The 24,838-nt window shown below is 49.5% G+C and carries 20 protein-coding genes; 8 read left to right on the forward strand and 12 right to left on the reverse strand.

Features of this window, described 5'->3' with window-relative positions:
- Positions 1–210: 210 nt before the first annotated feature.
- The 7 genes from Q4488_RS12095 to Q4488_RS12125 are packed head-to-tail and all read left to right on the forward strand — an operon-like array spanning position 211 to position 8,813.
- Complete coding sequence (locus tag Q4488_RS12095; RefSeq protein ID WP_303580736.1) at positions 211–1,248, forward strand: hydroxymethylglutaryl-CoA reductase; 1,038 nt, start codon at positions 211–213, stop codon at positions 1,246–1,248.
- Positions 1,248–2,279 (forward strand): type 2 isopentenyl-diphosphate Delta-isomerase, encoded by a 1,032-nt coding sequence (fni, locus tag Q4488_RS12100; protein ID WP_303580737.1) that lies wholly within the window; start codon positions 1,248–1,250, stop codon positions 2,277–2,279. Before Q4488_RS12095 ends, fni begins: the two co-directional genes overlap by 1 nt.
- 15 nt (positions 2,280–2,294) lie before the next feature.
- Positions 2,295–3,461: a hydroxymethylglutaryl-CoA synthase gene (locus Q4488_RS12105; protein ID WP_303580738.1), complete on the forward strand. Its 1,167-nt coding sequence runs from the start codon at positions 2,295–2,297 to the stop codon at positions 3,459–3,461.
- Between the two features lie 12 nt (positions 3,462–3,473).
- Entirely contained in the window at positions 3,474–4,475 is a 1,002-nt protein-coding gene (locus tag Q4488_RS12110; RefSeq protein WP_303580739.1) for a mevalonate kinase, read from the forward strand.
- Positions 4,465–5,415, forward strand: a complete 951-nt coding sequence (locus Q4488_RS12115) for a mevalonate kinase (RefSeq protein ID WP_303580740.1) — start codon at positions 4,465–4,467, stop codon at positions 5,413–5,415. The genes Q4488_RS12110 and Q4488_RS12115 overlap by 11 nt, the downstream gene beginning before the upstream one ends.
- On the forward strand, positions 5,408–6,409 hold the full coding sequence (mvaD, locus tag Q4488_RS12120) for a diphosphomevalonate decarboxylase (RefSeq protein ID WP_303580766.1): 1,002 nt from the start codon (positions 5,408–5,410) through the stop codon (positions 6,407–6,409). The genes Q4488_RS12115 and mvaD overlap by 8 nt, the downstream gene beginning before the upstream one ends.
- Positions 6,402–8,813 (forward strand): DNA polymerase II, encoded by a 2,412-nt coding sequence (locus Q4488_RS12125; RefSeq protein ID WP_303580741.1) that lies wholly within the window; start codon positions 6,402–6,404, stop codon positions 8,811–8,813. Before mvaD ends, Q4488_RS12125 begins: the two co-directional genes overlap by 8 nt.
- 15 nt (positions 8,814–8,828) lie before the next feature.
- Here Q4488_RS12125 and Q4488_RS12130 read toward each other — a convergent pair whose 3' ends face one another.
- The 9 genes from Q4488_RS12130 to katG all read right to left on the reverse strand — a co-directional run bounded on the left by Q4488_RS12130 (position 8,829) and on the right by katG (position 19,580).
- Positions 8,829–9,830 (reverse strand): extracellular solute-binding protein, encoded by a 1,002-nt coding sequence (locus tag Q4488_RS12130; protein WP_303580742.1) that lies wholly within the window; start codon positions 9,828–9,830, stop codon positions 8,829–8,831.
- A 28-nt stretch (positions 9,831–9,858) separates the two neighbouring features.
- A complete protein-coding gene (locus tag Q4488_RS12135) occupies positions 9,859–10,545 on the reverse strand; it encodes a Fe2+-dependent dioxygenase (protein WP_303580743.1) in 687 nt (228 codons plus the stop codon).
- A 9-nt stretch (positions 10,546–10,554) separates the two neighbouring features.
- Positions 10,555–11,673, reverse strand: coding sequence for an alpha-hydroxy acid oxidase (locus Q4488_RS12140; protein WP_303580744.1), 1,119 nt, complete (start codon positions 11,671–11,673; stop codon positions 10,555–10,557).
- Positions 11,674–11,743: 70 nt separating this feature from the next.
- On the reverse strand, positions 11,744–14,122 hold the full coding sequence (locus Q4488_RS12145) for a TonB-dependent siderophore receptor (RefSeq protein ID WP_303580745.1): 2,379 nt from the start codon (positions 14,120–14,122) through the stop codon (positions 11,744–11,746).
- A gap of 9 nt (positions 14,123–14,131) precedes the next feature.
- Entirely contained in the window at positions 14,132–14,974 is an 843-nt protein-coding gene (locus Q4488_RS12150) for an energy transducer TonB (protein ID WP_303580746.1), read from the reverse strand.
- Positions 14,974–15,378, reverse strand: coding sequence for a biopolymer transporter ExbD (locus Q4488_RS12155; protein ID WP_303580747.1), 405 nt, complete (start codon positions 15,376–15,378; stop codon positions 14,974–14,976). Before Q4488_RS12155 ends, Q4488_RS12150 begins: the two co-directional genes overlap by 1 nt.
- The gene (locus Q4488_RS12160) at positions 15,375–15,776 is read right to left on the reverse strand and encodes a biopolymer transporter ExbD (RefSeq protein WP_303580748.1); all 402 of its coding nucleotides are present in this window, start codon (positions 15,774–15,776) and stop codon (positions 15,375–15,377) included. Before Q4488_RS12160 ends, Q4488_RS12155 begins: the two co-directional genes overlap by 4 nt.
- Positions 15,766–16,662: a MotA/TolQ/ExbB proton channel family protein gene (locus Q4488_RS12165; protein ID WP_303580749.1), complete on the reverse strand. Its 897-nt coding sequence runs from the start codon at positions 16,660–16,662 to the stop codon at positions 15,766–15,768. Before Q4488_RS12165 ends, Q4488_RS12160 begins: the two co-directional genes overlap by 11 nt.
- A 761-nt stretch (positions 16,663–17,423) precedes the next feature.
- Positions 17,424–19,580, reverse strand: a complete 2,157-nt coding sequence (katG, locus tag Q4488_RS12170; RefSeq protein ID WP_303580750.1) for a catalase/peroxidase HPI — start codon at positions 19,578–19,580, stop codon at positions 17,424–17,426.
- A gap of 590 nt (positions 19,581–20,170) precedes the next feature.
- On the opposite strand from katG, the gene Q4488_RS12175 reads away from it, so the two are divergent.
- Complete coding sequence (locus Q4488_RS12175; RefSeq protein ID WP_303580751.1) at positions 20,171–20,494, forward strand: hypothetical protein; 324 nt, start codon at positions 20,171–20,173, stop codon at positions 20,492–20,494.
- 169 nt (positions 20,495–20,663) lie between these two features.
- Here the strand turns inward: Q4488_RS12175 and Q4488_RS12180 are convergent, their stop codons facing one another.
- From Q4488_RS12180 to Q4488_RS12190, 3 genes are all read right to left on the reverse strand, one after another.
- On the reverse strand, positions 20,664–21,560 hold the full coding sequence (locus Q4488_RS12180) for a hypothetical protein (RefSeq protein WP_303580752.1): 897 nt from the start codon (positions 21,558–21,560) through the stop codon (positions 20,664–20,666).
- A 452-nt stretch (positions 21,561–22,012) separates the two neighbouring features.
- Complete coding sequence (locus Q4488_RS12185; protein ID WP_303580753.1) at positions 22,013–23,230, reverse strand: MFS transporter; 1,218 nt, start codon at positions 23,228–23,230, stop codon at positions 22,013–22,015.
- A 538-nt stretch (positions 23,231–23,768) separates the two neighbouring features.
- Positions 23,769–24,788, reverse strand: a complete 1,020-nt coding sequence (locus Q4488_RS12190) for a sodium:calcium antiporter (protein ID WP_303580754.1) — start codon at positions 24,786–24,788, stop codon at positions 23,769–23,771.
- Between the last annotated feature and the right edge of the window lie 50 nt (positions 24,789–24,838).

Genomic DNA, 24,838 nt, shown 5'->3' on the forward strand with positions numbered 1-24,838 from the left:
TGCTTTATATGGGTCAAGTCTATGCGAGCGGATTGGCTACAAATAAGCGTTAATCATGTGTCTGAGTCAAAGTAATGAGACGGCCCCTTTGATTGCATAATGCAGAGTGGCTAGATAAAATCCACACCCTAAATAAGCTTCCTAAAGGGGCGTAGCGCTGATCATGCTTCAGTGATCGCGGTAGCCCTTTTTTTATTGTGCCGAGAGATTATGAAATCCCATAAAATTCAGCAAGCACCGATTCCAATGCGTACCGTTGGGCCGATTAATATCAGCGGACACATACTGAATGAAAAAGTGTCAGTGCCACTGACAACCTATGAAACCCCGTTGTGGCCTTCGGTTGGTCGTGGCGCACGGGTATCGATGCTGGTCGAAGAGGGGATTAAAACGACGGTGATTGATGAACGGATGAGCCGTTCAGTACTGTTGGAAGCGGATGATGCCTATGAGGCCTTTAAGGCTTTGGAATCGATCAAAGCACGTCAAGATGACTTGAATCAGGTGGTAGCAACTACCAGTCGGTTTGCTAAGCTGATCGATATGCATAGTCAGATCGTGGCGAATCTGATCTATCTGCGACTAGAATTCACCACGGGAGATGCCTCGGGTCATAATATGGTGACTAACGCGGCGGATAAATTAATCCCGTGGATTCTGCATGAATATCCTCAGCTACGTTATTCGTCGATCTCTGCTAATTACTGTTCGGATAAGAAAGCCACCGCCGTTAACGGTATTTTAGGGCGCGGTAAATATGTTATCAGTGAAATTCTTATTCCTCGGGCGTTATGCGAGCGACGTCTTAAAACGACGCCTGAAAAAGTCGTTGATCTGAATATTAAAAAAAATCTGATCGGTACCATGATCGCGGGTGGCTTGCGCAGTGCGAATGCACATTATGCTAATATGTTGTTAGCCTTTTATCTGGCGACGGGACAAGATGCAGCCAACATTATTGAAGGCTCTCAAGGTATCGTGCATGCGGAAGTGCGAGATGGTGATCTGTATTTCTCCTGTACGTTGCCTAATCTTATTGTCGGCAGCGTGGGCAATGGTAAAGGTATCGATTTTGTCGAGCAGAATTTGCAAGCCCTCGGCTGTAAAGACAGCCGAGAACCTGGAGCTAATGCGCGTCGACTGGCGGCCATCTGTGCCGCGACCGTTTTGTGTGGTGAGTTGTCCTTAATGGCGGCGCAGACCAATCCTGGCGAGTTGATGGAATCTCATCTTAAAATGGAACGTTGATGGTGGATCAGACAAATGATCGAAAGATTGAGCATATTCGGGCCATTGAACAGGACCCCTTAACCGATCGTGATGGGCGTTTTTTTGATCAAATTCAACTCTGTCATCGAGCTTTACCCGAGCGGGCCTTAGCTCAGATTGATACCTCAGTTGAGTTTCTCGGTAAAAAGCTCAGTTTCCCTCTGCTCATTTCATCGATGACAGGGGGCGACCATCACCTCATTAAGACGATTAATCGTAATCTGGCAGAAGCCGCCGAACGCACTGGCGTGGCACTCGCGGTGGGCTCGCAGCGGGTTATGTTTACTCAGCCCGCAGCGCGGGAAAGTTTCGATCTGCGTGCCTACGCACCGAACACGGTATTGCTGGGTAATATTGGTGCAGTGCAATTGAATTATGGTTTCTCACAGGAACGGTGTCAGCAAGCCGTGGATGTCTTAGCCGCCGATGGCTTATACCTTCATTTGAATCCACTGCAGGAAGCCGTTCAGCCAGAGGGTGATACTGACTTTTCTGGATTACAGGCTAAAATTAAGATGCTTGCGGCACAGTTGAAACAGCCAGTGCTTCTTAAAGAGGTGGGGGCGGGTTTGTCGCCGCCGGATATTGAGGCCGGTATTGCGGCGGGTATAAAGTGGTTTGATATCGCCGGTAGCGGTGGAACATCATGGAGTCGAATCGAGCATCATCGCAGTAAAAACAGCGATGACGATCTTGGAATATGTTTTCAAGATTGGGGTATTCCGACGCCGCAGGCACTAAAATTAACACAGCCGTATCAAAATAGTGCAGCTTTCATTGCCAGTGGGGGGCTCAGGGATGGGATTGATATGGTTAAATCTGTTATACTCGGCGCCTCGCTCTGCGGCATGGCCGCACCGTTTCTGAAACCGGCCATGGAATCTGCCGATTCAGTTATTAGGGTAATAGAGCAACGCCGGCGTGAATTCACTACAGCGATGTTTTTGCTGGGTATGCCGGATGTTAATAGTTTATTTATGAATCGGGCTCTCATTCTGGGCGAGCGTTGAGGATTTTAAGTACGTATGTCCGTCGGTATTGATGAAATCAGCTTTTACACCTCCAACTATTTTCTGGATCTGAAAAACCTGGCTATGGTCCAGGAGATCGATGTTGGTAAATATTATCAGGGTATCGGGCAGGAGAAGATGGGAATGCCTGCCCCAGACGAAGATATCGTGACGATGGCGGCAAATGCGGCCCTGCCTCTGATAGAGCGGGTTGGCACCGAGGCTATCAGCACGGTGATGTTTGCTACTGAAACGGGAATCGATCAATCCAAATCGGCGGGTGTCTATGTGCATCGTTTGCTTGGCTTGACGTCTAAGTGCCGTGTCGTCGAGCTAAAGCAAGCCTGTTATAGCGCAACGGCGGCGATTCAGATGGCCTGTGCGTTGGTGGCACGTCAACCCGAACAGAAAATCCTAGTGATCGCTTCCGATGTGGCTCGTTATGATCGAGGAACACCGGGTGAGGCGACACAGGGCTGTGGCGCGGTGGCTATGCTGATTGCGGCAAACCCTCGGTTGATCGAACTGGACCCTGAAGTAGGTAATCACACCGAAGATGTGATGGATTTTTGGCGTCCAAATTATCGTTCTACCGCGCTGGTGGATGGTAAGTATTCGACTAAAATCTATCTGCAATCGTTGAAACACGCTTGGGAACACTTTCGTGAAGTCAGCTCGCTGGCGTTCACTGATTTCCAACATTTTTGTTATCACCTGCCGTTTACCCGTATGGCGCAAAAAGCCCATAAGCATCTGGCGCGAGTGAATCAGAGTGTTTTAACCCCAGCGCTACTCGATCAGCAGGTTGAAGATACCCTACGTTATAATCGTATTATCGGTAATAGTTATACCGCATCGATGTATATCGGTTTAGCATCGTTACTGGAAAACTGTCAGGATAATCTGGCCGGAAAACGGGTGGGTTTTTTCAGTTATGGTTCCGGCTCTGTGGCCGAGTTTTTTTCCGGTAAAGTAGTTGCCGGTTATGAGAAATGCCTGCATGTGGATAAGCATCAAGCGATGCTGAATGCCCGCCGTGAAGTGTCTTATGATGAATATTTGGCACTGTATAACGATATCGATCCAACGGATGGTGGTGTTCATGTTAAAGCGCAAGGTACCACAGGGCGTTTTCGTCTGGCGGGCATCTCGCATCACAAGCGTGAATATATCGCCTGCTAAGGAACTCCTTTGATGAAGGCTTGTGCCCCCGGTAAGCTGATTCTCAGTGGAGAACACTCCGCGGTTTATGGGGCACCGGCAATCGCGCTTGCGGTTAATCGTTATATCCGTTGTGAAGCTGAGTATTCCAGTTTTGCTGGTCTAACACTCAACCTGCCCGATGCCGATTGGCAGGCGCAGATGAGTTGGTCGGATCTGCGCTATCTTAATGAACATCTCGATCAGCGTTTTCAACTCTTTGAACAGGGCCATATTGGCGCTGCTCATATCCTCGAAGCACCCCATCAATTAGCTTTATATGCCGTGAGTCAGTGTTTGCCCGAGACGGAACCTGATACCGGTTTGAGTCTCGATATTCGTTCTGACTTACCGCTAGGTTCGGGTATGGGCTCGTCTGCCGCGCTTAGTGCTGCGGTGACTTGCTTGACTCAAAAACTCTTTGCTACATCGCTTGATACTGCCAATCTGTTTCAGCGGGTGCGTTATTGCGAGCGGCTCTGTCATGGCCGTGGTGGTTTAATTGATGGCGCGACGGTCACTCATGGTGGCTTGATTGAAGTCGACGCTGGACAGATCACACCGTTACCGGTGACGCTGGGTGATGGTTGGTATTATATTCATTCCGGAGTGCCCGCCGTGGGCACCGGTGAATGTGTTGATAATGTGCGACGTCGCTTTGCTGATAGCTCTATCTGGCAAGACTTTAGCGGCCTTACTGCGCAGCTTAAGGCAGCGATCGTCAGTGGCACTGATCCTCGAGTATTGATTCGCGAAAATCATCGTCTATTAACTAAGATTGGTGTCGTTCCCGAGCCGGTGCAGCGATTTATACAGCAGTTGGAAAATCTGGGTGGGGCGGCTAAAGTAAGTGGAGCAGGTGCTGTTGCTGGCGAGTTTGGTGGTGCGTTGATCGCTTATCTACCGAACATCGAGTTGAGCGAATGGTGTCGGCAAGCGGGTTACCGCTATATGGCGATCGAAGAAGATAAACAAGGAGCCCGGCTTGAGGATTAAGGTGACAGCCCCCGGTAGTTTGATGTTAATGGGTGAACATGCGGTGCTGTTTGGCCAGCGAGCATTGGCCTGTGCCGTGGATAAGCGCATCAGCGTGACGTTGACGCCACGTACTGATCGGCGCGTGAATATCGATTCGGCACTGGCTCAGTATCATGCTGATCTTGATCATCTGACAGCGGAACCGGCGTTAAGCTTTGTCTTAGCGGCTATTGCGCGGCAGCGGTGTCGCTTAGTCAGTGGCTTCGATCTGCAGATTTGTGCAGAATTTTCCCATACCGTTGGCTTGGGGTCTTCGGCGGCCGTTACGGCGGCCGTGGTGACGGCGTTGCAGGTGTTCATCGGCGAGGTTGAGCACGACGAACAGGCTCTATCACGGTTATTTGCTGAAGCCTTGGCGGTGGTGCATCAGGTACAAGATGGCCGAGGCTCAGGTACCGATTTGGTGGCGGCTGTGTATGGTGGCGTGGTGGGTTATACCATCGCCACGGCCGAACGGCCGCCGCAGATCCGACGCCTACAGGGGCTACCAACGATTAGTTTGTATTATGTCGGCTACAAGATGAAAACCCCGGATGTCCTTAAACGTGTCGAGGGTTATGCGGCACAATCGCCCGAACTGTATACCGCTTTATATCAGTTAATGGGGCAGACGGCCGAGCAGGCTGAACGAGCGGTGGATAACTCGGATTGGTCACAGTTGGGGCGTTTGATGAATATTTATCAGGGATTAATGGATGCGTTAGGGGTTAATGACGCGCAGTTGTCCACAATGATCTATACCCTGCGCAGTGCGCCTGAAGTGCTGGGCGCGAAGATATCCGGCTCGGGTTTGGGTGATTGCGTACTCGCGCTGGGCTGTCCGGATGCCAATATATTGGCGTATGAACAAATACCTGTGTCTGTCTCTGCGGAGGGAATAACCGTTGAATATGTCTGATAGCCTGACAAAGCAAAGCGTTATTAGCCAATACTTACCTGAAACAGTGACCCCGCTAGGGGATACTATCGAGGCGGTATTTGCACCGAGCAATATTGCCCTGTGTAAGTATTGGGGCAAGCGGAATAGCGAATTAAACTTGCCGATTAATAGTAGCTTGTCGATCTCGTTGGCGCATTTGGGGACTCAAACGCGGCTGTCTGTCAGCAATGAGGATCAGGTCTGGCTTAATGGTCAGCGGGTGGCGGTCGAGGATAGCTTTGCTCGCAAGGTGATCGCCTTTATCGATCTGTTTCGCGGTGCGCAGGGGCTGCCGGTCAGAGTGGACACCGATAATAATATTCCGACGGCGGCAGGGTTGGCTTCTTCCGCCTCCGGCTTTGCTGCGTTAATGCTGGCTATTGATCGTTTTTATGGGCTTAAACTCGAGCCATCACAGCTGTCGGCTTTTGCGCGGATGGGCAGTGGTAGCGCTAGTCGTTCGCTTTATCATGGTTTTGTCGAGTGGCAGATGGGCGTTCGAGATGACGGTATGGATAGTATTGCCTTGCCGTTGGTTACTCGCTGGAATGACTTGCGCGTCGGCTTATTGAAGGTGAGTAGTGATGCCAAAGCGGTGGATTCTCGTTCGGGCATGAATCGCACTGTCGCCACCGCTCATCTATATCAAAGCTGGCCGTTACAGGCTGCGGCTGATCTTGCTCGGTTACATCAGGCGATCGCTGAAAATAACTTTACTCAGTTAGGTGAAACTGCTGAACAGAATGCTCTGTCGATGCACGCGACCATGATTGCATCTTGGCCACCGCTGCTGTACTGGCAGCCAGATTCGGTGGCCGCTATGCATAACATTTGGCAAGCGCGGGCAGAAGGGATTGAAGTCTACTTGACGATGGATGCTGGGCCAAATATCAAACTGCTGTTTATGGCGGATGCTGAAGCCGCGATTCAACAACGTTTCCCCGATATGGACGTTATCGCTCCTTTTGCTTGAGCCGCGCCACATTCCACCGCCATCGCTGAACGTGCCGGCCGATGCGAGCGGTTTCCTACTGACTCGGCAGCAATTTGATCGCGCCGATGGCATCTGTTTTCAATTTTGGCTGAAAGCGGCTGACGGGGCTTTTCCGGTGACGGTAACAGCGCAGGAGGCGGTATTTTTTGTCCTAGAGGAGGATATCCCAAGGATAGAATCCTTACTGCAAACGCAGTTTAACAAATCGTCGGAAAACCTTATTGCTTGGCGTTTACAGTCATTACCACTGAAAGACCTTCAGCAACGCCCCGTTTATGGTCTATACAGTCAATCACTGGCAACTTATCGTCAGCTTATCGATCTGTTACACACCTATGCTATCCCCATGATCGAAGAGGACATCCGTCCGGTTGATCGGTTCCTGATGGAACGCTTTATTCAGGACAGTGCCCGGGTGCGCTTTAGTGAACAATCGGCCCAGTTGCAGCCACTGGCCTACGAGCCCAAACTGACCATGTTGTCGGTGGATATCGAAACCACCATGCAGGCGAATCGTATCTTTTCTATCGGTCTCTATTCCGATTCGATGCACAAAGTGCTGATTGTGGGCGAGGGGCCAAATGAGCCTTGGCTGGAATATGTGAATGATGAACGAGCCCTGCTACAGGCGTTTATCCGTGAAGTGGAACGCTGTGATCCCGATATTTTTATCGGTTGGAATGTGGTCGGTTTTGATTTTCGTGTATTACAAGAACGTGCCAAGCGGTTGCAGGTGCCACTCAATCTAGGGCGTGACGGTAGCCGGATACAGGTGATTCAATCAGCCAATGGTAAATGGTTTTGCCGCATGGCGGGTAGGATTGTATTAGATGGCATCGATACGCTCAAAGGTGCAACTTATCAGTTTGAGAGCTTCTCGCTGGAATATGTCTCTAATCAAATGCTTAATCGCGGTAAGTTATTAGGCCATCAGATGGATGAGGGCCTTAACAAAGGCGAGGAAATTCAGCAGGTCTATCGAGAAAATCCACGTCAACTCGCCGAATACAACTTAGAAGACTGTAAGTTGGTATGGGATATTTTTGCACAGGCTCAGCTATTGCACTATTTGATAGAACGCAGTCGCTTGACCGGTTTGCCGCTAGATAAAGTCGGCGGCTCGGCGGCCTCGTTTGATAATCAATACCTGCCGCGTTTGCATCGTAAGGCCTATGTGGCACCGGTGTACGCCTCGGGTGAATCGCAGATGGGGGCGCCGGGGGGCTATGTGATGGACTCTCGCCCTGGTTTATATCATCAAGTGCTGGTACTGGATTTCAAAAGTCTATACCCGAGTATTATTCGTACCTTCATGGTTGACCCTTATGCGCTAGCCGAGGGCACCGGAAGTGAATGCCCAGAGGATGACTTAGTACCAGGCTTTAACCATGCTATTTTCACTCGGCAAGGCGCGATTTTACCGGATATTATCGAGCGTCTATGGCAGGCGAGGGATCGCGCTAAGGCGGAAAAAAACGCACCGCTGTCTCAAGCCATTAAGATCATTATGAATAGCTTCTACGGCGTGCTGGGCTCGGATGTGTGTCGCTTTTTTGATCAGCGATTATCGGGTTCCATCACCCTGCGGGGGCATGAGATTCTGACCCGTACCAAAGCAAAAATTGAAGCGCAGTTTGGCTATCAAGTCATTTACGGCGATACGGACTCGGTGTTTGTCTGGTTGGGGGATGAGTTCCCCATGGAAAACGCAGCAACCGAGGGGCGCAAGCTAGAGCAGTTTCTCAATCAGTGGTGGCAGGATGAAGTGCAACAGCGCTTTGGCTTACGTTGTCATCTAGAGTTGGAATATGAAACCCATTATCGGCGTTTCTTGATGCCGACCATGCGTCACTCAGAGAAAGGCACTAAGAAACGCTATGCTGGGATACGCCATTTTGCCGATGGTGCTGAAGAGTTGATATTTAAAGGGCTTGAATCGGTGCGCTCCGACTGGACACCGCTAGCGCGCCGCGTGCAGCGAGAGCTTTATCGGCTGATCTTTAGTGATGCGCCTTATGAAGAGTATCTGAAACAGATCGTGATGCAGATGCAAGCGGGCGAGCTAGATGACGAACTGCTGTATCGTAAACGCTTACGTCGACCGTTGGATGAATATAGTAAGAATCGTCCACCGCATGTGCAAGCAGCATTAAAAGCACGGCAGCAGTTTAGTCGTGAGGGCAAAACCCGAGCCTTCTCAGCAGGGATGTTTATCGAATATCTGATTACCGTCAATGGCCCCGAGCCACGACTGTTTGCCCGCTCTCCAATTGATTATCAGCACTATCTCGACCGGCAGTTAGCGCCGGTGGTCGATAGTATTCTCATGTTTCTGGATAATAGCTTCGAAGCCCTTCATGCCCCGCAAATCGATCTGTTTTAACCTCACGCTGCGGTGTTATCGATAGCCTGCCTGCTTGAGTAATACCACGGCTTGCGCTTGATAACGACCGCTGGCCGAGAGATTGTGTTGATCTTCGCTATACTTGCCGCGTCGACCGACCTCTCGGACTGGGTAGACTTTTTTGTTGACCGGATATTCGTGACTGAGTTTTGCATATTGCGCTTGAGCTTCTTTGAGAACGAGCCATTCCAGCAGATCGGTTGCGCCCGCCTTATTGTCGCTATGTGCCGTCACGGCAGCACCGGTGATATCAACATGTACGCCACTGCTGTCTTGATCGGCCCAGAAAAGCTTCAACGGCGTGTCGGGATTGTCATGTTTATAACGGGCGAAGTAGTAACTATTGACGATGCTGACATCACAGATATTTTGTTCCATGGCAGGAAATATATGTGAATCTTCGGCAAATGGACGCACCGCTTGGTTATAAACCCAGCCCTGCAAGGTGGCGAGTGTCTTTTGTTCGCCGTCGCGATTGATCAGCATCGCCACGAGCGATTGAGTATAGGCTTGTTGCGCGGTACGCAGGCATAAATTGCCTTCCCATTTTGGATCGGCGAGATCCTCATAGCCTTTGAGTTGTTGTTTATCCAACACTGCGCTGTTGTATATCAGTGTTTGTGTGCGCTTGGAAAAACCAAACCAGTGATTGTCGGGCGAGCGCAGATGGGCGGGGATAATGTCTGTTAATGTGTTGGAATCGACCGCCGTTGTTAGGCCTTTCTGTGTCGCTTGCCAAAGCGAAGCGGCACTACTGGTGAGCAATATATCCGCTTTGCTTTGTGTGCCTTCTGTTTCTAAACGAGCGATGAGGGCGCTAGCCGGCTCGATTAGATAGCTGACTGGCGTGCCTGTTTCAGCGGAATAACGATCCAGCAGCGGGGTTAAATAACTGGCATTTTTAGTCGAATAGATCATTAATTCTTGCGCCGCCTGCAACGGAGTGACAAGAGTGGTCGCTAGTATGATCGCTAGCGTCTGCGGTAGATATTTCATTGTTTTGCCTATACAGCGAAAGGGTTGATTAGGAAGGCGTGGCCCACTGACGTAACAGGTTGTGATAGAGACCGCTTAAATGAACGACTTCGAGATGGTTAGGCCCAAGCTCAGCGGTGAGTTTTTGGATTGAGTTATCCAGCTCAAACAGCAATTCTCGTTGCTGAATGTCTTTGACCATGCTCTGTATCCAGAAAAATGCAGCCACCCGCACCCCCCGAGTGATCGGTGACACCGAGTGCAGGCTGGTGGAGGGATACAGCACCATATCGCCGGCGGCTAATTTAACGGTTTGTGTTCCATGTTGAGTGTTAATGCACAGCTCGCCGCCATCGTATTCATCAGGGTCGGCTAAAAATAGGCTGGCGGAGAGATCGGTTCGCAAGGTTAAATGGCTACCCGGAATCTGCATCAATGCTGCATCGATATGCGCGCCATAGGTTTCACTTTCACGGTAACGATTAAATTTGGGCGGATAGATGCGATCCGGCAGTGCTGCGGATACAAAGGCTGGTGTACAAGCCAGTGCTTTAAGAATGTGGTTAGCCAAACTGATGGCCGGTTCTTGACTATCATCTAGCTGTTGGTTGTTTTTCACATGGCGGGCGAGAGAGCCGGCTGTTGATAGACCATCTTGCCACTCGGCGTTGTGCAGATGTTCTCTGAACTGGCGAACCTCAGCGATGCTTAACACCTTGGGCAGTGTGATGAGCATAACAATCTCCTAGTTAGTTTTATGCAATACGGTTGCTTTGATATCGGCCACGGTTGCGCAACCACTCATGGCCATACATAAGGTCAGTTCTTCACGCAGTAGTTTCATCATATGGGCAACACCTAGAGCACCGGCGACACTGAGACTGTACAGTTGTAGGCGACCGATCAGCACCGCATCGGCCCCGAGGGCGATCGCTTTAAAAATGTCACTGCCACTACGGATGCCGCTATCCAACAGTAGTGGGAAATCGTCACCGACGGCGGCTCGAATACTGGGCAACATCGCGAGGCTGGCGGGTGCGCCATCGAGTGTCCGGCCGCCATGATTAGAAACGATAATTGCGGCAGCACCCAACGTTTTAAGTTGTCGTGCATCGTCGGGGTGAAGTACGCCCTTGATAATGACCGGCAGTGAGCTTTCATCAATGAGTTTTTTTAACGCGGCTAAACTGGGCGCATGCTGTTGATAACGGCGAAAAATATCGTTTTGTTCCGATGCCTGTTGAGCCGTAGGTTGTGGCTGTTGTTGCACTAGGTTGGCCGCCATGATGCTGTCGGGGCGTTGAAAACCGGCACGGATCGCTCGAATACTGGGCGCTTGAACGGCGGCGTCCATGGTGACCACAATGGCCTGATAGCCTGCCGCGATAGCGCGCTTGATCAGGGCATCGGTGTCATCGGGGTTGGGTTGAAAATAGAGTTGGAACCAGCGATCGAGGTGACTGCGTGTAGCAATTTGTTCCAATGTAACCGATGACAGGGTGCTGGCTAGCATAGCACTGTCAGTGGCTTCTGCCGCATAAGCGGTTGCCATCTCTCCTTGCGGATGCACCAACGTCTGGTAAGCCACGGGTGCGAATAATATGGGGTGTTGAAATGTTTTACCTAATAATTGGGTGCGAGTGTTAGCTGCGTCGAGATTGCGTAATAGTCTGGGAATAATGGACCAGTGTTGAAACGCGGCTGCATTGCTGCGTAGCGTTATATCATGACCGCTACCGCCGGCGATATAAGTCAGTATATCGGCACGAATAAACGCCTGAGCCAGTGTTTCATAATCGGCGGCGCAGGTGATATCCGCTGGAATATAATCCAATGGTGGCAGGGGTTTTTGTGGCTTAGTCATAGCGTTGATAAGATTTCTAAACGTCAATCAGGGCAGCGAGGCTGCCCTGTCACGGGTTAGCGTGCGTATGTTAGAAACTGTACTCCATGGTCAGTTGAGCGTTACGTTTGTCGCCGAGGTAAACAAAGGAGCCAGAGCGATAAGCGGCTAGGTAGTAATCTTTGTTAAATACGTTACCGACATTAAGACGGAACTTCAGATCACGGTTGACTTTATACGTAGCAAAGGCATCGAAGACGGTGTATTCAGGTACCCCCAAGTCTTCATTGGCGGCAGTATCCGGCTGTCCGACATAGCGAGCGCTTTCATAGGTAGCGGTACCACCGAAGGCGAAGGCTGGCGTGGCTTGGTATCGCAGCTGTAAAGACGCCGATTTATCGGCAAAGTTAGCCAGCGTTTTGCCTTCGTTAGAGGCGGTGACTGAATCCAGTACCTCGGCATTCATAATCGCAAGGCCCGCTTGCACACTGAGTCGATCGGTTAGGTTGCCGGCCAGTCCTAGTTCAATACCTTCAACGCGGTTTTTACCGGTGTTTAGGCTGCCTTCGGTGCTGTATGAGTCACCGCTTGGGCTTTCCATAACATCATGCTTAGTGATCTGGAACAGTGCTGCGGTGGCGAGCAATCGGTCATCTTGTAAACGCCATTTGGTACCTAGTTCCCAGCTTTCTGTGCGTTCTGGATCACCTAGAACTGGGTCGCTGTCATCGACACAGATACCGCCATAACCACAGCTGGTGCCGACATCGGATTCACCGCCGTTGAGGTTAGTTGCCGTGGAGAAACTGAGATAGACGTTCGCCCGAGGGGTAATATCGTAACTAGCGCCGACATGCCCGTTCCAGTAACCGCCATTGTCTTTGAACTCGTACGGCACCCGTCCGTTACCGTCGCCAGCATCGAAGTTAGCCGTGTTGCTGTAGTCGTAGTAATCATGACGAATACCCCCGAAGACTGTCCATTTATCCGTCAGATCAACAGTATCCATCAGTGATAGGGAGATGGTTTCAACATTCCAATCAGAATCTTGATCGCCCTTACTGATATCCCGTTGCATCAGGTTATTAATGTCACCCACGCTGTTGCCGCTAGCATCGGTTAGACAGTAAGCACCGCCGACTCCGCTTCGACCGTTGGTGGTACAGTTGGTGGCACCGGTTGAGCTATTGTTATACACACCATTGAGCACGCTCTGGTTGCTATATTCTGCGCCGATGACCAGCTCATGATCGAGACCGCCAATCTCTTGCGTGGTTAGCAAGTTTAATTGGTTAGCGAAGTATTCGACTTCTTGCCAGCCCTGATGGGTGCTCAAACTAGTCGTCGAATAACCGTTGGTGTCATTATTGGCATCGGTTTCGGATGGGTAAGCCGTCGTGCCGCTGGCACCGGTGGTGACATAGCCGTTATCAGTGGTGCCATAACGAGTCAGGTTAACGAGACGGGTTTTAGGGTCGATCTCATAACCCATCCGTACCGTGAAGGTGTCGACGGTCGATTCGAGGAAGTCTTCATCCTGTACATAGGAAGGGGTATCTTTCACCACCTTACCGGTATCGCGGTCGATATAGGTACCCAAATCCGGGCTATCGGTACCTTCGAAGTGATAGTAATCGGCGGTGATTTCTAATCTATCGGTTGCCTGATGGGATAGCGACAGTGCCGCACCGATACGCTCTTTGTCAGCGGGATCACGATCAGGTACATCTTCTGCTGCATGCAGGATGTTGGCACGGAAAGCGGTGTCGTAGTTAATTACCTGGTTGGTGTCGATGGCAACACGGTGATAGTTGTCAGTTCCGACGCCGGCAGACAGTTTCGTGAAGTCATATTCGGTGCTGGCACGTTTGGTGGCGGAGTTGACGGCGCCACCGGTGGTGCCACGACCGGCAAAGGTTGAGCTCGGTCCTTTACTGATCTCGATCTGTTCTACGGCGAAACTTTCACGGGTGGTCATGCCGGGATCACTCAAACCATCGACGAAGATATCACTCCGTGCTTCATGTCCGCGGATAATATAGCGATCACCGAAGGCGTTACCATTTTCACCAGTACCAAGGGTAATACCCGGTTGGCCATCGAGAATATCGCGTAGATCAGTCCGGCCAGAATCAGTAATCTCAGACGCGGTCAATACGGTAATGGTTTGCGGTGTTTCAGCCAAAGAACGGGTTCGGCGAGGGTCGGATACCCGTTCCGCCAGATAAGGTGCACCGGGTACAGCATAGGGGTTGGTATCGGGCGTCACCGATTCTTCAATTTTGAGTTTATCCAACGCAATACTGTTTTCATCTGCGGTCGCTACGTTCGCCATGAGCGCGCCGGAAATAGCCAGTGCGAGAGTACTCGGTGCAAAACCTGAGGTTATATTTTTTTTTATCGACGGTGCGGGTGTTGCAGCGATAGCTTCATTCGCTATGGCTAGGTTCATCATGGTGACGTTGTTCATCTGTGTTCCTTAAAACAATTTGCGGGTTGGATTTAATGAAAATTCCACGGGAAGCGTTAGCTCTAAATGACTGCTGCTTAACTCATCAGGTATCGATGCAAAAGGGCTGGAACGTACCAGCATATCAATCGCTTCCTGATCAAGGCGGGAGTCACCAGAACTGTTGATGATGGCGGATGATTCTACTTTGCCGCTCTTCCTGATAATGAATTTCACGACAACTACTCCGGTGACGCCGTCTTTTCGGGCGCTACGGGGGTAGCGTTTGAAACGTGCAATTCTGGCCATTACTCGGGTCAGATAACTCTGTCGAGCGGCAGGGTTGCCACCCGTTTCTACACGTTCGCCCACACCGGTTGCTCTTGTTTGGGATTGCGAGGGGGTCGGTTCCTGGTCTGACTCAGGGGTTGTTTCAGACTGGGTCGATACCGTCTCAGATTTCGTTTTTTGTTGTTTATCAGGCGTCGGCTCTGTTTTTGGCACAGGCGTCGGCTCTGGTTTTGCTGGCTGCACGGGTTTTGGTTTTGGTTTTGGTTTAGGCAGCGGCACGGGTTGCACTTTGTTTTTTGGTGTTTGTTGTTGCTCCTTTTCGGGTTGCTTTTTAGGTTCCGGTTCCGGCTCCTGTTCAGGTTCTGCTTGAGGTTCTTCTCGCGGAATTTCTTTGCTATCTTTATTCGGTTGATTCGGGGTTTCCATAAAGCTACCCGCTAAGCCAACACTAATTTGTAATCCATCTTGGCCTTCAGCGATCGCCCCTTCGGTATCTATCGGTTTCATCCAGATCATCAAGGTCGCTAGGTGTACGGCAACAGCGGCGACAATACTGAGGGTGACTTTTTGAGGGGTGATCATCAGTGCTGCTCCGTCGCGATCGACAGTGTCTTGATACCGAACTGCTGTACCGCTTGCAGTACCGGATCGAGCGCAGAAGAGGGCAGGTCTCGATGTATACGGCAGATCACCACGGTATCAGGTGTTAGCACTAGACCGTTCATATAGTCTGCTAGACTTTGCTGACTGGCTTGACCATTGATGGTGTAACCGCCTGACGCCGCAATATGAATCTCCAGCTCTGCACTGTTGAGTTCAGTTTCACTACTGGAGGCTGGAATCTGGAGCTGTGCGTCTTGTGCTTCAATATGGCCGGCTAGCATGAAAAATATCAGCAGCAAGAAAACGATATTGATCGCCGGAATCATGCTGTCATCGAGGTTGTTCCGCGATGCATTATGTTGTTGGGTCGTAACAATATTCATGGGGCCACCGACGGGCTTAGATCTAACTTGGTAATACCGGCAGTGCGAAGCTTATCAATCAACTGTATCGTGTCCTGCACTTTAACGCTTGCCAAAGCGGCTAGCGTGACGGACTCATTGTTAGTCACGATGCGTTGCAGTTGTTGAGCAAAAGCTTCCGCCTGTAAGGCATAATGCTTGCCATTTAACTCGACTTGGTGATCGGCTAATAACAGCAGTTGATTGTGTTCGGTTGCGCTGCTCTGCGTGCTGCTAGGAGCTGCGGTTTGAAGTTCTAATTGCTTTGTTTTGCTGAACGTCGACGACAGCATGAAAAACAGCAACAGAATGAATACCACGTCAATCAGCGGGGTGAGGCTAATGGGCTGTGATTTACGTGGGTTAACTTCAAGCAGCACGCTGATGTTCCTTAACCGTCAGTGCAGACTTTTCCTGATATAAAGGGCAGGTGAATACCTGTGTCACATAGTCGTTGATCAGTATCGCGCTACGTTCGACCTTACGTTCTAGAATACTGTGAGCGGTGGCCACAGGAATTGCAACGGCGAGGCCAACGGCGGTGGTGAGTAGTGCTTGCCAGATACCACCGGATAGCACCGAGGGGTCAACATTATTGCCCGCCGCTTCCATCTGCTGAAACGCGACAATCATACCGAGTACTGTGCCCATCAAACCGAGTAGCGGGCTAATACTCGCAATGACTTCTAAGGGGCGTAGTAAGGCACGAAGTTGATTGATCAGTTGGTTCGCTTGACGGGATAACTCTTCTTGAAGCAGTGCAGGGGCCTGTTGTGACGTTACGCCTTGCATGGCATAAGCGATGATTTTAGAGACGGGACGATGATAGCGTAGTGAGGCGATAGCAGCGACGGGATCGTGGTTACGCCAGAGTGTCAAACTCTTATCGATATCGGTGGTGCTTTCCGGTTGAGTGACGGCAAACTGCCAGAGTTTGAGTAATATTATACTCAGAGAAAAAATCGATAGAGCGATCAATATCCACACAACGGGACCACCAATATCGAGCATCTTGATCACTTGATCTAGTTGATCACCGACTAGGTTTTGGCTCAGCTCTTGGCCTAGGTTATCGCTGGCCGTTGTGGCATTGGTGAGGCTATCCTCAGCACCGGAAACCGTCGCAAGCGGCACATTGGAGTCGCTGGTCATGTCAATGATTGGTTGCGTGAGCGCACCTGTCTGAGTCGATGATTCAGGGAGAGCCGAGTTATCGAATGTTACCGCCGTTTGCTCGAAGGGACTGTTGTCAGAAGGTGTGTTCAAAGCGAAACCTAAATATTAATCTTAATAAGAATGATTCGCATTATATTTATATGTGCTTTTGATTTTCAAGGTTTTTTTCAAAAAATTGAATTTTTTGCCAGATAAATTGTCATGGTTTGCATGTAAGAGCGGTCTATAGATCTAGGAAATAGTTAGGAAATAACTAGGAAAGAGTTAGGCTAATAGAACTACTTGAGAACTACTTGAGAACTGCTTGAGAACTGCTTGAGAACTGCTTGAGAGCTGCTTGAGAGTGACATAAGATGCTTTGAATAAAGTCACTTATGTTAAAGCCGCTTATATTAAAGCCACGTATGTTAAAACAACGGAAACGGCTGTTGGTGATTGAGTGTTATTTTGTTTTCTTTTAATGTCACTTAGGTGGATCTTAAAGATTTTTAGCGTTTTTTGCCGATGTTTATTGTTGTTTTTGACGATAGTAAGCGCGTTGGTTTGATGATGTTTAAGCCAAGCCATTTAACTACGGTTGTGCGGCTGTTAGGGCCCATGATGCAGCTCGTTGAATCTGCTGACTGTCGATTTTTAAAGGTCGGTTTTGTGTATCGATAAAGTGAGATGTATTTATTTAGTCTGCTTTAATCGCTGTGCAAAAGACTGACAATGAATAGACTAACGCTATCGATAAGTGATTTGAGCGAGGTGTGCTTTGTGGGCGCTTAATCAAACGATCTTACCGCAGGGTGGATACCTGCACCGTGCTAATCACGGTGCAGGGGTTATCGAAGTCTATAAATTTAAGCTTAGAGTAGATCAAAGCGATCCGCGTTCATCACTTTACTCCAGGCCGCCACGAAGTCATGGACAAACTTTTCCTTGTTATCATCTTGAGCATACACTTCAGCATAAGCGCGCAAGATTGAGTTAGAACCGAATAGCAGATCCACTCGTGTGGCGGTCCACTTAGTGGTATTTGTTTGACGATCACGAATCTCATAAAGGTTATTGCCAGCGGGTATCCAGGCATACTGCATATCCGTTAAATTAACGAAGAAGTCGTTGCTTAGCGCGCCTTGATGATCGGTTAAGACGCCGTGCTGAGTGCCACCATGATTGGTACCAATAACCCGCATACCGCCAATTAATACCGTCATCTCATGGGCGGTAAGGCCCATTAATTGACTACGATCAAGTAACAGTTCTTCGGCTGAAACGACATAATCTTGTTTTAGCCAGTTACGGAAACCGTCATGGAGCGGCTCTAACACGTCGAATGAATCGCTATCGGTCATCGCCTCACTGGCATCGCCTCGTCCCGGTGAAAATGGCACGCTGATATCGAACCCGGCAGCTTTAGCGGCTTGTTCGACAGCCAAATTCCCCGCCAGTACAATGACGTCGGCAAGACTGGCCTTGGTCGTTGTGGCGATTGTTCCCAATACCGATAATACTTTCGCTAAACGCTCGGGTTCGTTGCCCGGCCAATCTTTTTGTGGGCTTAGGCGGATACGCGCGCCGTTAGCGCCACCGCGTTTGTCTGAGCCACGAAACGTTCTAGCGCTATCCCATGCGGTGCACACCATCTCACTGATGCTTAAACCACTAGCGAGGAGCTGATCTTTGACGGCTTGGCTATCATAATTCGTGTTGCCCGTTGGCACTGGGTCTTGCCATAGAAGCGTTTCTGATGGCACATCTGGGCCAATGTAACGGGCTTTAGGCCCCATATCGCGGTGAGTGAGTTTGAACCAAGCGCGGGCGAAGACATCAGAAAAATAGGCGGGGTCATGGTAGAAGCGTTCAGATATCTTGCGATAAGCTGGATCCATTTTCATGGCCATATCCGCATCGGTCATGATGGGATTCGCCTGACGTGTCGGATCTTCAGCATCCGCGGGCTTATCTTCACTCTTAATATTTATGGGTTCCCACTGCCAAGCGCCTGCGGGGCTTTTCTTGAGTTCCCATTCATAGTTTAGTAGTAGCTCAAAATAACCGTTATCCCATTGAGTTGGATGCGTGGTCCACGCCCCTTCGATACCGCTGGAGACCGTATCTCGTCCGATGCCTCGCTGGGTTTTATTGAGCCAGCCAAACCCTTGATCTTCAATCTCTGCACCTTCAGGGTCGGCGCCAAGCTGCTCGGCGTCACCATTACCATGACATTTTCCTACTGTGTGTCCGCCGGCGGTCAAGGCAACGGTCTCTTCATCATTCATCGCCATTCGTTCAAAGGTAACGCGAATATCTTGGGCCGTTTTGAGTGGGTCGGGGTTACCGTCAACCCCTTCCGGGTTAACATAGATAAGCCCCATCATCACAGCGGCGAGTGGATTTTCTAGGTCGCGCTCACCGGAATAACGGCTCCCTTTACTGCCGCTAGGCGCTAACCATTGTTTCTCAGAGCCCCAATAAATATCTTTTTCGGGATGCCAGATATCTTCGCGTCCAAAGGCGAAACCGTAGGTCTTTAAGCCCATCGATTCATAGGCCATAGTGCCAGCATAGGCAATCAGATCAGCCCAGCTTAGTTGATTGCCGTATTTCTTTTTGATTGGCCAGAGGAGACGGCGGGCTTTGTCTAGATTGACGTTATCAGGCCAGGAGTTCAGCGGTGCAAAGCGTTGATTACCGGTGCCAGCACCACCACGACCATCAGCGATACGATAGGTGCCTGCCGCATGCCATGACATACGGATCATCAAGGCGCCATAATGACCCCAATCGCTGGGCCACCAAGCCTGACTGTCGGTCATTAGTGCGAGCATATCTTTTTTGAGTGCCGCCACGTCAAGCTTTTTGACCTCAGCGCGATAGTTAAAATTCGTTCCCATCGGATTGGTCTTAGTGTCCTGTTGATGCAGAATGTCGAGGTTAAGCGCCTTCGGCCACCATTCCATGTTTGACATATGGCTTTCTGTAGCACCACCGTGCATCACAGGACATTTATTGTTAGACATTATCGCTCTCCTAGGTGTGGGTTTTCTGTGGCACTGACAGCGTGAGTGATTAGTGCAATTTAGTCAGTACTCGCGTCGAGTATCAGCGGTTTAAGGTAGCTTGTGAAACGGTTATTTTTTATCTATGAGATAGGTTTTTACTATTCCATTGATCTGTAGCGTAGTGCATGACTGAGTAATTTGCTGCGCGTATGTGAACGTTGGGACTGTCGGTGCTGCTTTGCTGAGGTTGTCCTCAGAATTTCATACTGCTATTTAGGGAAGAGAAGTGTTCATTGGTAGCCGAAAGTCTATCGTGCTAATGACTGCAATATGACGGAAGTGCGCTCAGAACAGTGGCTTGTTCGCTTTTATAAGTAGATTAAGCTTGATAAATCTCCTGTTTTTTTAGCGTTTGCACAACAGATTTTTGTAAATAAATTTTATTTAAATACAGATAGTTAGTTAAGATTGTGTAATTATATTGAAAATATTTGTTGCAGTGCAGCAAGGCGAGGTTGTAGTATCTCTACATCAACCACAATTTTCAATGGGTACACATCATGTTTAAGACTATTCCTACGGCTGACTTCTCTGCTTTTAGCGCACCTATGCAGAAACTGATTGAACTGAACACGGCTACGTTCACTAAAGCTTTCGAGCTGCAAAAAGCGGCTATTGAAAAGCAGATTGCTCAATCACAAGCTGACTTTAAAGCTTTCGCTTCAATCAAAGATGTTGACGCTTTCACTGCTTTTGTTACGGCCAAGTCTGAAGAAGCTAAAGCTAAAATTGAAGCACTGCAAACAGAAGCTAAAGACGCGGCAGAAAGCTCTAAGGCCTACTTTGCTGAAGTTCAGGCGATCCTGACTGAAGCTAAAGATTCTGTTGCTGCTGCACCTGCCCCTAAAGCGCCTGCTAAAGACGCTGCATAATTTTACGCGCCCTATAAAAAGCCTCCATCAGCGATGATGGAGGCTTTTTTGCGTTTGTTGTATAGGTCATTACTATCTAAAAATAGCCCCTTAGCGAGTAAGCTCTGATGATGACATGCTCAGGGCCACTCAATGCACTAAAAATAAGGCCTTTAAAAAGTTGTTTCAATCAGTCGGCTAGGTTATCCGGCCGATTAGCTTCACGCTCAAAGTGAATCGGTAGAGCACGGCCGTAGAACTGTTTTGAATGTTCTGGGCGGTTGACCGTATCCGGATCCGTCATGTAGGTCGGCAGTGCGGTAATCCATGCCCCTGATCCTTTGACTTCTTGTACTCGGTGCAGTGCGTAACGGCCTTTAAACAGCTGAAGATAGCCGGGTTTCCATTCCAGTTCGTAAACGCCTTCTTTATCACCGTTGAGTACTCGGTTGATGCCTTCGATATTTTCGTTTTCCACGGAGCGGATGTTCGGAGCATATTCAAATGTGCCGCCTTCTTCCGGCTGCTCTACAGAGACGCTGACGGTGAATTCGTTACCATCGAAATGCCATGGGAAATAGTCACCATGTTCCAATACCCCGTATGGGCAGCGTGCCAATGGGTCTGCCCAGGTATAGATCGGCCAGATGCCAAGGCATGCGCCGATAAAGCGCGTCATGATGTCGTTGTCATACATGGCCAGCATATCGGATTCTGGTGGAATGATATCGGTATTGATAAAGCCAGCGGTACGGCGTTGTAAATAACGGTTAGGATGTGTGTCCGGCAGTCGCTCATCTTCTTTTGTCATATAAGGATTGTGTTTCTGCTCAGAACGAAACAGGCAAGGCATCAGGCGGCGCGCTTCAAGACGCATACGTTCTTGTGCTTCAGGCCTGACAAAATTGGCTATCACGCTACAGCCAACATCATCTAATTGCTGCTTGCAGCGAGCGATGAGTTCTTTGGTAACGGGATGTTCTAAGTCGTGAATAGGATAGCTTTCCAAGTCAACGATTTGTCCAAGGCGTTCTTGTTGTTGCGTGTATTGCTGTTGATCTGTGTTCATGCGTGTCATCGCTGTCATAAAACCCTCATTAGGTTTGTTTTTGTTGTCGCTGTATGTTGTGTTTTGAACGGGGAGACGGCAAACAAATAAAACAACAGTGAGTGATCGGAAATTCAAATAGTCCTGCAGTGCTGGGGGGTACGCTATCGCGGTGAGAGATCATTGTTTTTTTGAATATGAAGTAGTGAATTTTTGATTATGTGTTTTACAAGGTTAGCTGAATTAGGTTTGTTAACCGGTGGTGCCAGCAACGAATGAAGACCGATGCACCATGAGGGAGTCGAAGTCGTTTTTATAGTGAATGTTTTTTATGGTAAATGTGTCGCCGGGTGAAGGCTGCTAAGGCTGGGGCGCGACTAGACTAATAGGGTCTTTAAATCGGGTCTTTGAATAAGTGAAGTCGTGGCGATTGGGTGGTCGCCTCGGCCTAGACTGTGCTCGGTCAAAAGGGTGTTGGTCGCGCGAGGCGTTTAGCCGGGGGCCCCTTGAGTAAAGTCATTGAATGGGTTTGATCCGTCTTTCGGGCGTTCTGTCAGGTAAATATAAGCAGCCACGCCCAGCAACAATAAGGCGTCAGCGGCGATGATCCAGTAGACGCCTTCTAAACTACCGGTGAGTTCTCGAATAAATCCTGCCAACAGGTTGCCTAATGCACCGCCGAGACCAAAGGTAACCATGCCGATACCGTTGATCTGCATAGTCGCGGTGGATGAATAATGCTGTTTAACCCAACCCGCAATAATGCCCCACATGGGGAAGTACATCAGGCCATAACCAAACCCGGCAAATATTGCAAATGAGGCGGGATCGTAGATCAGGGCGAGCTGTCCTAAGGCAAAACCGCCAAAGATGATCAATAAGGCGGTGCCATGGCCTTTTTTATCGGCCAATTTACCGGATAGAAAGCCTGCTGCCATGCCCGTAATACCTGACATCGTCCAGGTATAGCCACCGAGCGCCGCAGGTAAGGATAGCTCAGCTAAATAGGTGTTTAGCCAGGTTGCGAACGGCATGGTGGCGAAGCCGACCATGAGGCAGATGAGGCAGGCGAAAAAGGCTGTACGTTCTGTCGCGATAATGTAAAACAGTTGTCGTGCAGGTAACGCGTGCTTGGTTTCGCTGGCGCTAGAAACATCACGCTGTTTAAGATGTTGTAAGAGAAAAAAGGTCAGTATTAGGGCCATGTAACCGAGTATACCGGCGAGCACCCAACCGCTGCGCCAGCCAAGCAGCGGCACAACTAACAAAATGAGTAAGCCATTGAGGCCATAGCCCCAAGCAGTCCCGCTTGAGGCGCTGGACAAGCTGGTGGAGCAAAATGATGGATGGGCATAGCGAGTAATCAGCTCGACAATGGCGCCCCAGCTAATCGCCGCACTCGCGGCGAGGCCGATGAGAGTCAGTAACACCAGCATAGGGTCGTTGAGAGTCGCCATGATCAGCAGCAATGCGCTGCTGATCGCACCGGTGATCAGGACTAAGCGGCCGGAATCGATACGATGGCCAATGAGTCCCAGCAGCATCGCGCCGCCCAGATAAGAGAGTTGAGTCAGTGCACCAATGGTGGCTAAATACCAATGGCTGATGGCAATTGATTCTTGCATCAGCGGCACCAGTGCGGCAAATAAAAACACGCCAAAACCATGACTGACAATCTGGTTTATGCCAAAGGTGGTGGTCATTCGCATCGCTCACGCTCCATACTCGTTGAGCCCGACCTCAACAGCCGATTCATATTGATTCAATAGCCGATGTCATAGGTTGAGCGATTGCTTTTATCGAGTGTCGTTCAGGGGCTATCTCATCTAATCGAACTGTGACAGAAATGCGATTTAATCATTGCCTCATTACGAACGGTTAATGTCGTTGTTGGTGTTATTTAATCTATGTTGCGGCAAATGATGATGTTTTAACGTGGATGAGGGTTAAGGTTACAGTTGATGAGGCGACGTCATGGCGCTGAATGGGGGCGGTGTCGCGATCACTGTTTACAGCGCTATTAATCTGCATTGATGATCGATGATGAGTGCAACTATCGTTGATAGCTGCTGGCGCTGGTCAGTAGGTCTGTTACCAAGGAATCGCTTGTTAGCACACCCGCCTTCCAAAGCGTTCATAAAAGAGCAAGCGTCTTGGCTAGCGAGTAAACCGCTGTGTTTGTGGCAGTCACGTCATCGTTTGAGTGATAGACGCCAATGAGTCAGCGGGGTAATGACCCTGTAGGTTTTAATCACTCAGTATAATCAAACCTAGGGTAATCGCGTAGATAGCGAAAATGAGTGCACTTTCAAAGCCGATTTTACCAATTCCATAGGTTTCGCGTCTCACCATGCCTAACAGTAAAATGGCGGTCATTAAAATACTCACTAAAGCCCATGTGACTTGAACCGGTGCGATATCATGATAGATCGATCCTTGGGTATAGCCTAGATCGGCGGCGGCAACTACCAGCATATTAAAGCAGTTGGTGCCCAAAATATTACTCACGGCGAGGGTTAAGGCGCCAATACGGATGGCTACAATGGTTGTGACTAACTCTGGTGTTGAGGTTGCCAGTGCAGTGAAAAAGCCACCCATTAAGGTTTCAGAAATATCCGTTTGATCGGCAATTAGCTTTGCGGATTCCATTAAAATCCAGCCTGCAGCGCCCGTTAAAGCGGCCATACCAATAAACGTTATCCACACCCACGTTAAGTTATCGTGATGCTGTGTATCGGGTTGGTCTGCGACTGTGTGACGTGTTTGTCGCGGAAACCACATAGGCTTGGTTTTAGTATGCACAACCAAATGGAAGCCAAACAGATAAGCGATAATAATCACCACCGTGATGGGGTGAATATTAAAAAGGGTCATCGCGGGGCTAAACACGGCCAGTAAGGGGAGGGTTAATAAAACAATGAGTAACCCCGCGAGCATGAGGTTAACCGTCGAGGCGGCCGCATGTTCCAAGTTAGCCTGACGATAAACACTATCCGCCACCGCAAGAAACACCAGATTGACGGCCATACTGCCCATCACATTACTCATCGCCAAATTAGGGCGGGCGTCCACGGCAGCTGTTAACGTTGCCGCAAAATCAGGTAGTGAAGTCACACCGGCTAAGAACAAAACGCCAAATAAGGCCTCCCCCAAGCCTGTTTGATCGGCTAATGAATCCGACAGTTTCGCTAACTTGCTACCCGCCATGATAATCACTAATGCGGCAGCACCAAAGGCAATAAAACTGAACGTTAAAGAAGTAAACATACAAACCCTGCAAGCAAAGAGTGAGTTTAATGCTGTCGTTTGATCACTTA

It is taken from the genome of Amphritea sp. 1_MG-2023 (assembly GCF_030547545.1).
Lineage (GTDB): Bacteria > Pseudomonadota > Gammaproteobacteria > Pseudomonadales > Balneatricaceae > Amphritea.

Coding starts and splice junctions, on each gene's coding strand:
- Q4488_RS12175 (WP_303580751.1), top strand. CDS start 20,171: ATGCAGAAACTGATTGAACTGAACACGGCTACGTTCACTAAAGCTTTC.
- Q4488_RS12140 (WP_303580744.1), bottom strand. CDS start 11,673: ATGACTAAGCCACAAAAACCCCTGCCACCATTGGATTATATTCCAGCG.
- Q4488_RS12155 (WP_303580747.1), bottom strand. CDS start 15,378: ATGAATATTGTTACGACCCAACAACATAATGCATCGCGGAACAACCTC.
- Q4488_RS12095 (WP_303580736.1), top strand. CDS start 211: ATGAAATCCCATAAAATTCAGCAAGCACCGATTCCAATGCGTACCGTT.
- Q4488_RS12185 (WP_303580753.1), bottom strand. CDS start 23,230: ATGCGAATGACCACCACCTTTGGCATAAACCAGATTGTCAGTCATGGT.
- Q4488_RS12180 (WP_303580752.1), bottom strand. CDS start 21,560: ATGACAGCGATGACACGCATGAACACAGATCAACAGCAATACACGCAA.
- Q4488_RS12110 (WP_303580739.1), top strand. CDS start 3,474: ATGAAGGCTTGTGCCCCCGGTAAGCTGATTCTCAGTGGAGAACACTCC.
- Q4488_RS12145 (WP_303580745.1), bottom strand. CDS start 14,122: ATGAACAACGTCACCATGATGAACCTAGCCATAGCGAATGAAGCTATC.
- Q4488_RS12135 (WP_303580743.1), bottom strand. CDS start 10,545: ATGCTCATCACACTGCCCAAGGTGTTAAGCATCGCTGAGGTTCGCCAG.
- fni (WP_303580737.1), top strand. CDS start 1,248: ATGGTGGATCAGACAAATGATCGAAAGATTGAGCATATTCGGGCCATT.
- Q4488_RS12105 (WP_303580738.1), top strand. CDS start 2,295: ATGTCCGTCGGTATTGATGAAATCAGCTTTTACACCTCCAACTATTTT.
- Q4488_RS12130 (WP_303580742.1), bottom strand. CDS start 9,830: ATGAAATATCTACCGCAGACGCTAGCGATCATACTAGCGACCACTCTT.
- Q4488_RS12190 (WP_303580754.1), bottom strand. CDS start 24,788: ATGTTTACTTCTTTAACGTTCAGTTTTATTGCCTTTGGTGCTGCCGCA.
- katG (WP_303580750.1), bottom strand. CDS start 19,580: ATGTCTAACAATAAATGTCCTGTGATGCACGGTGGTGCTACAGAAAGC.
- mvaD (WP_303580766.1), top strand. CDS start 5,408: ATGTCTGATAGCCTGACAAAGCAAAGCGTTATTAGCCAATACTTACCT.
- Q4488_RS12150 (WP_303580746.1), bottom strand. CDS start 14,974: ATGATCACCCCTCAAAAAGTCACCCTCAGTATTGTCGCCGCTGTTGCC.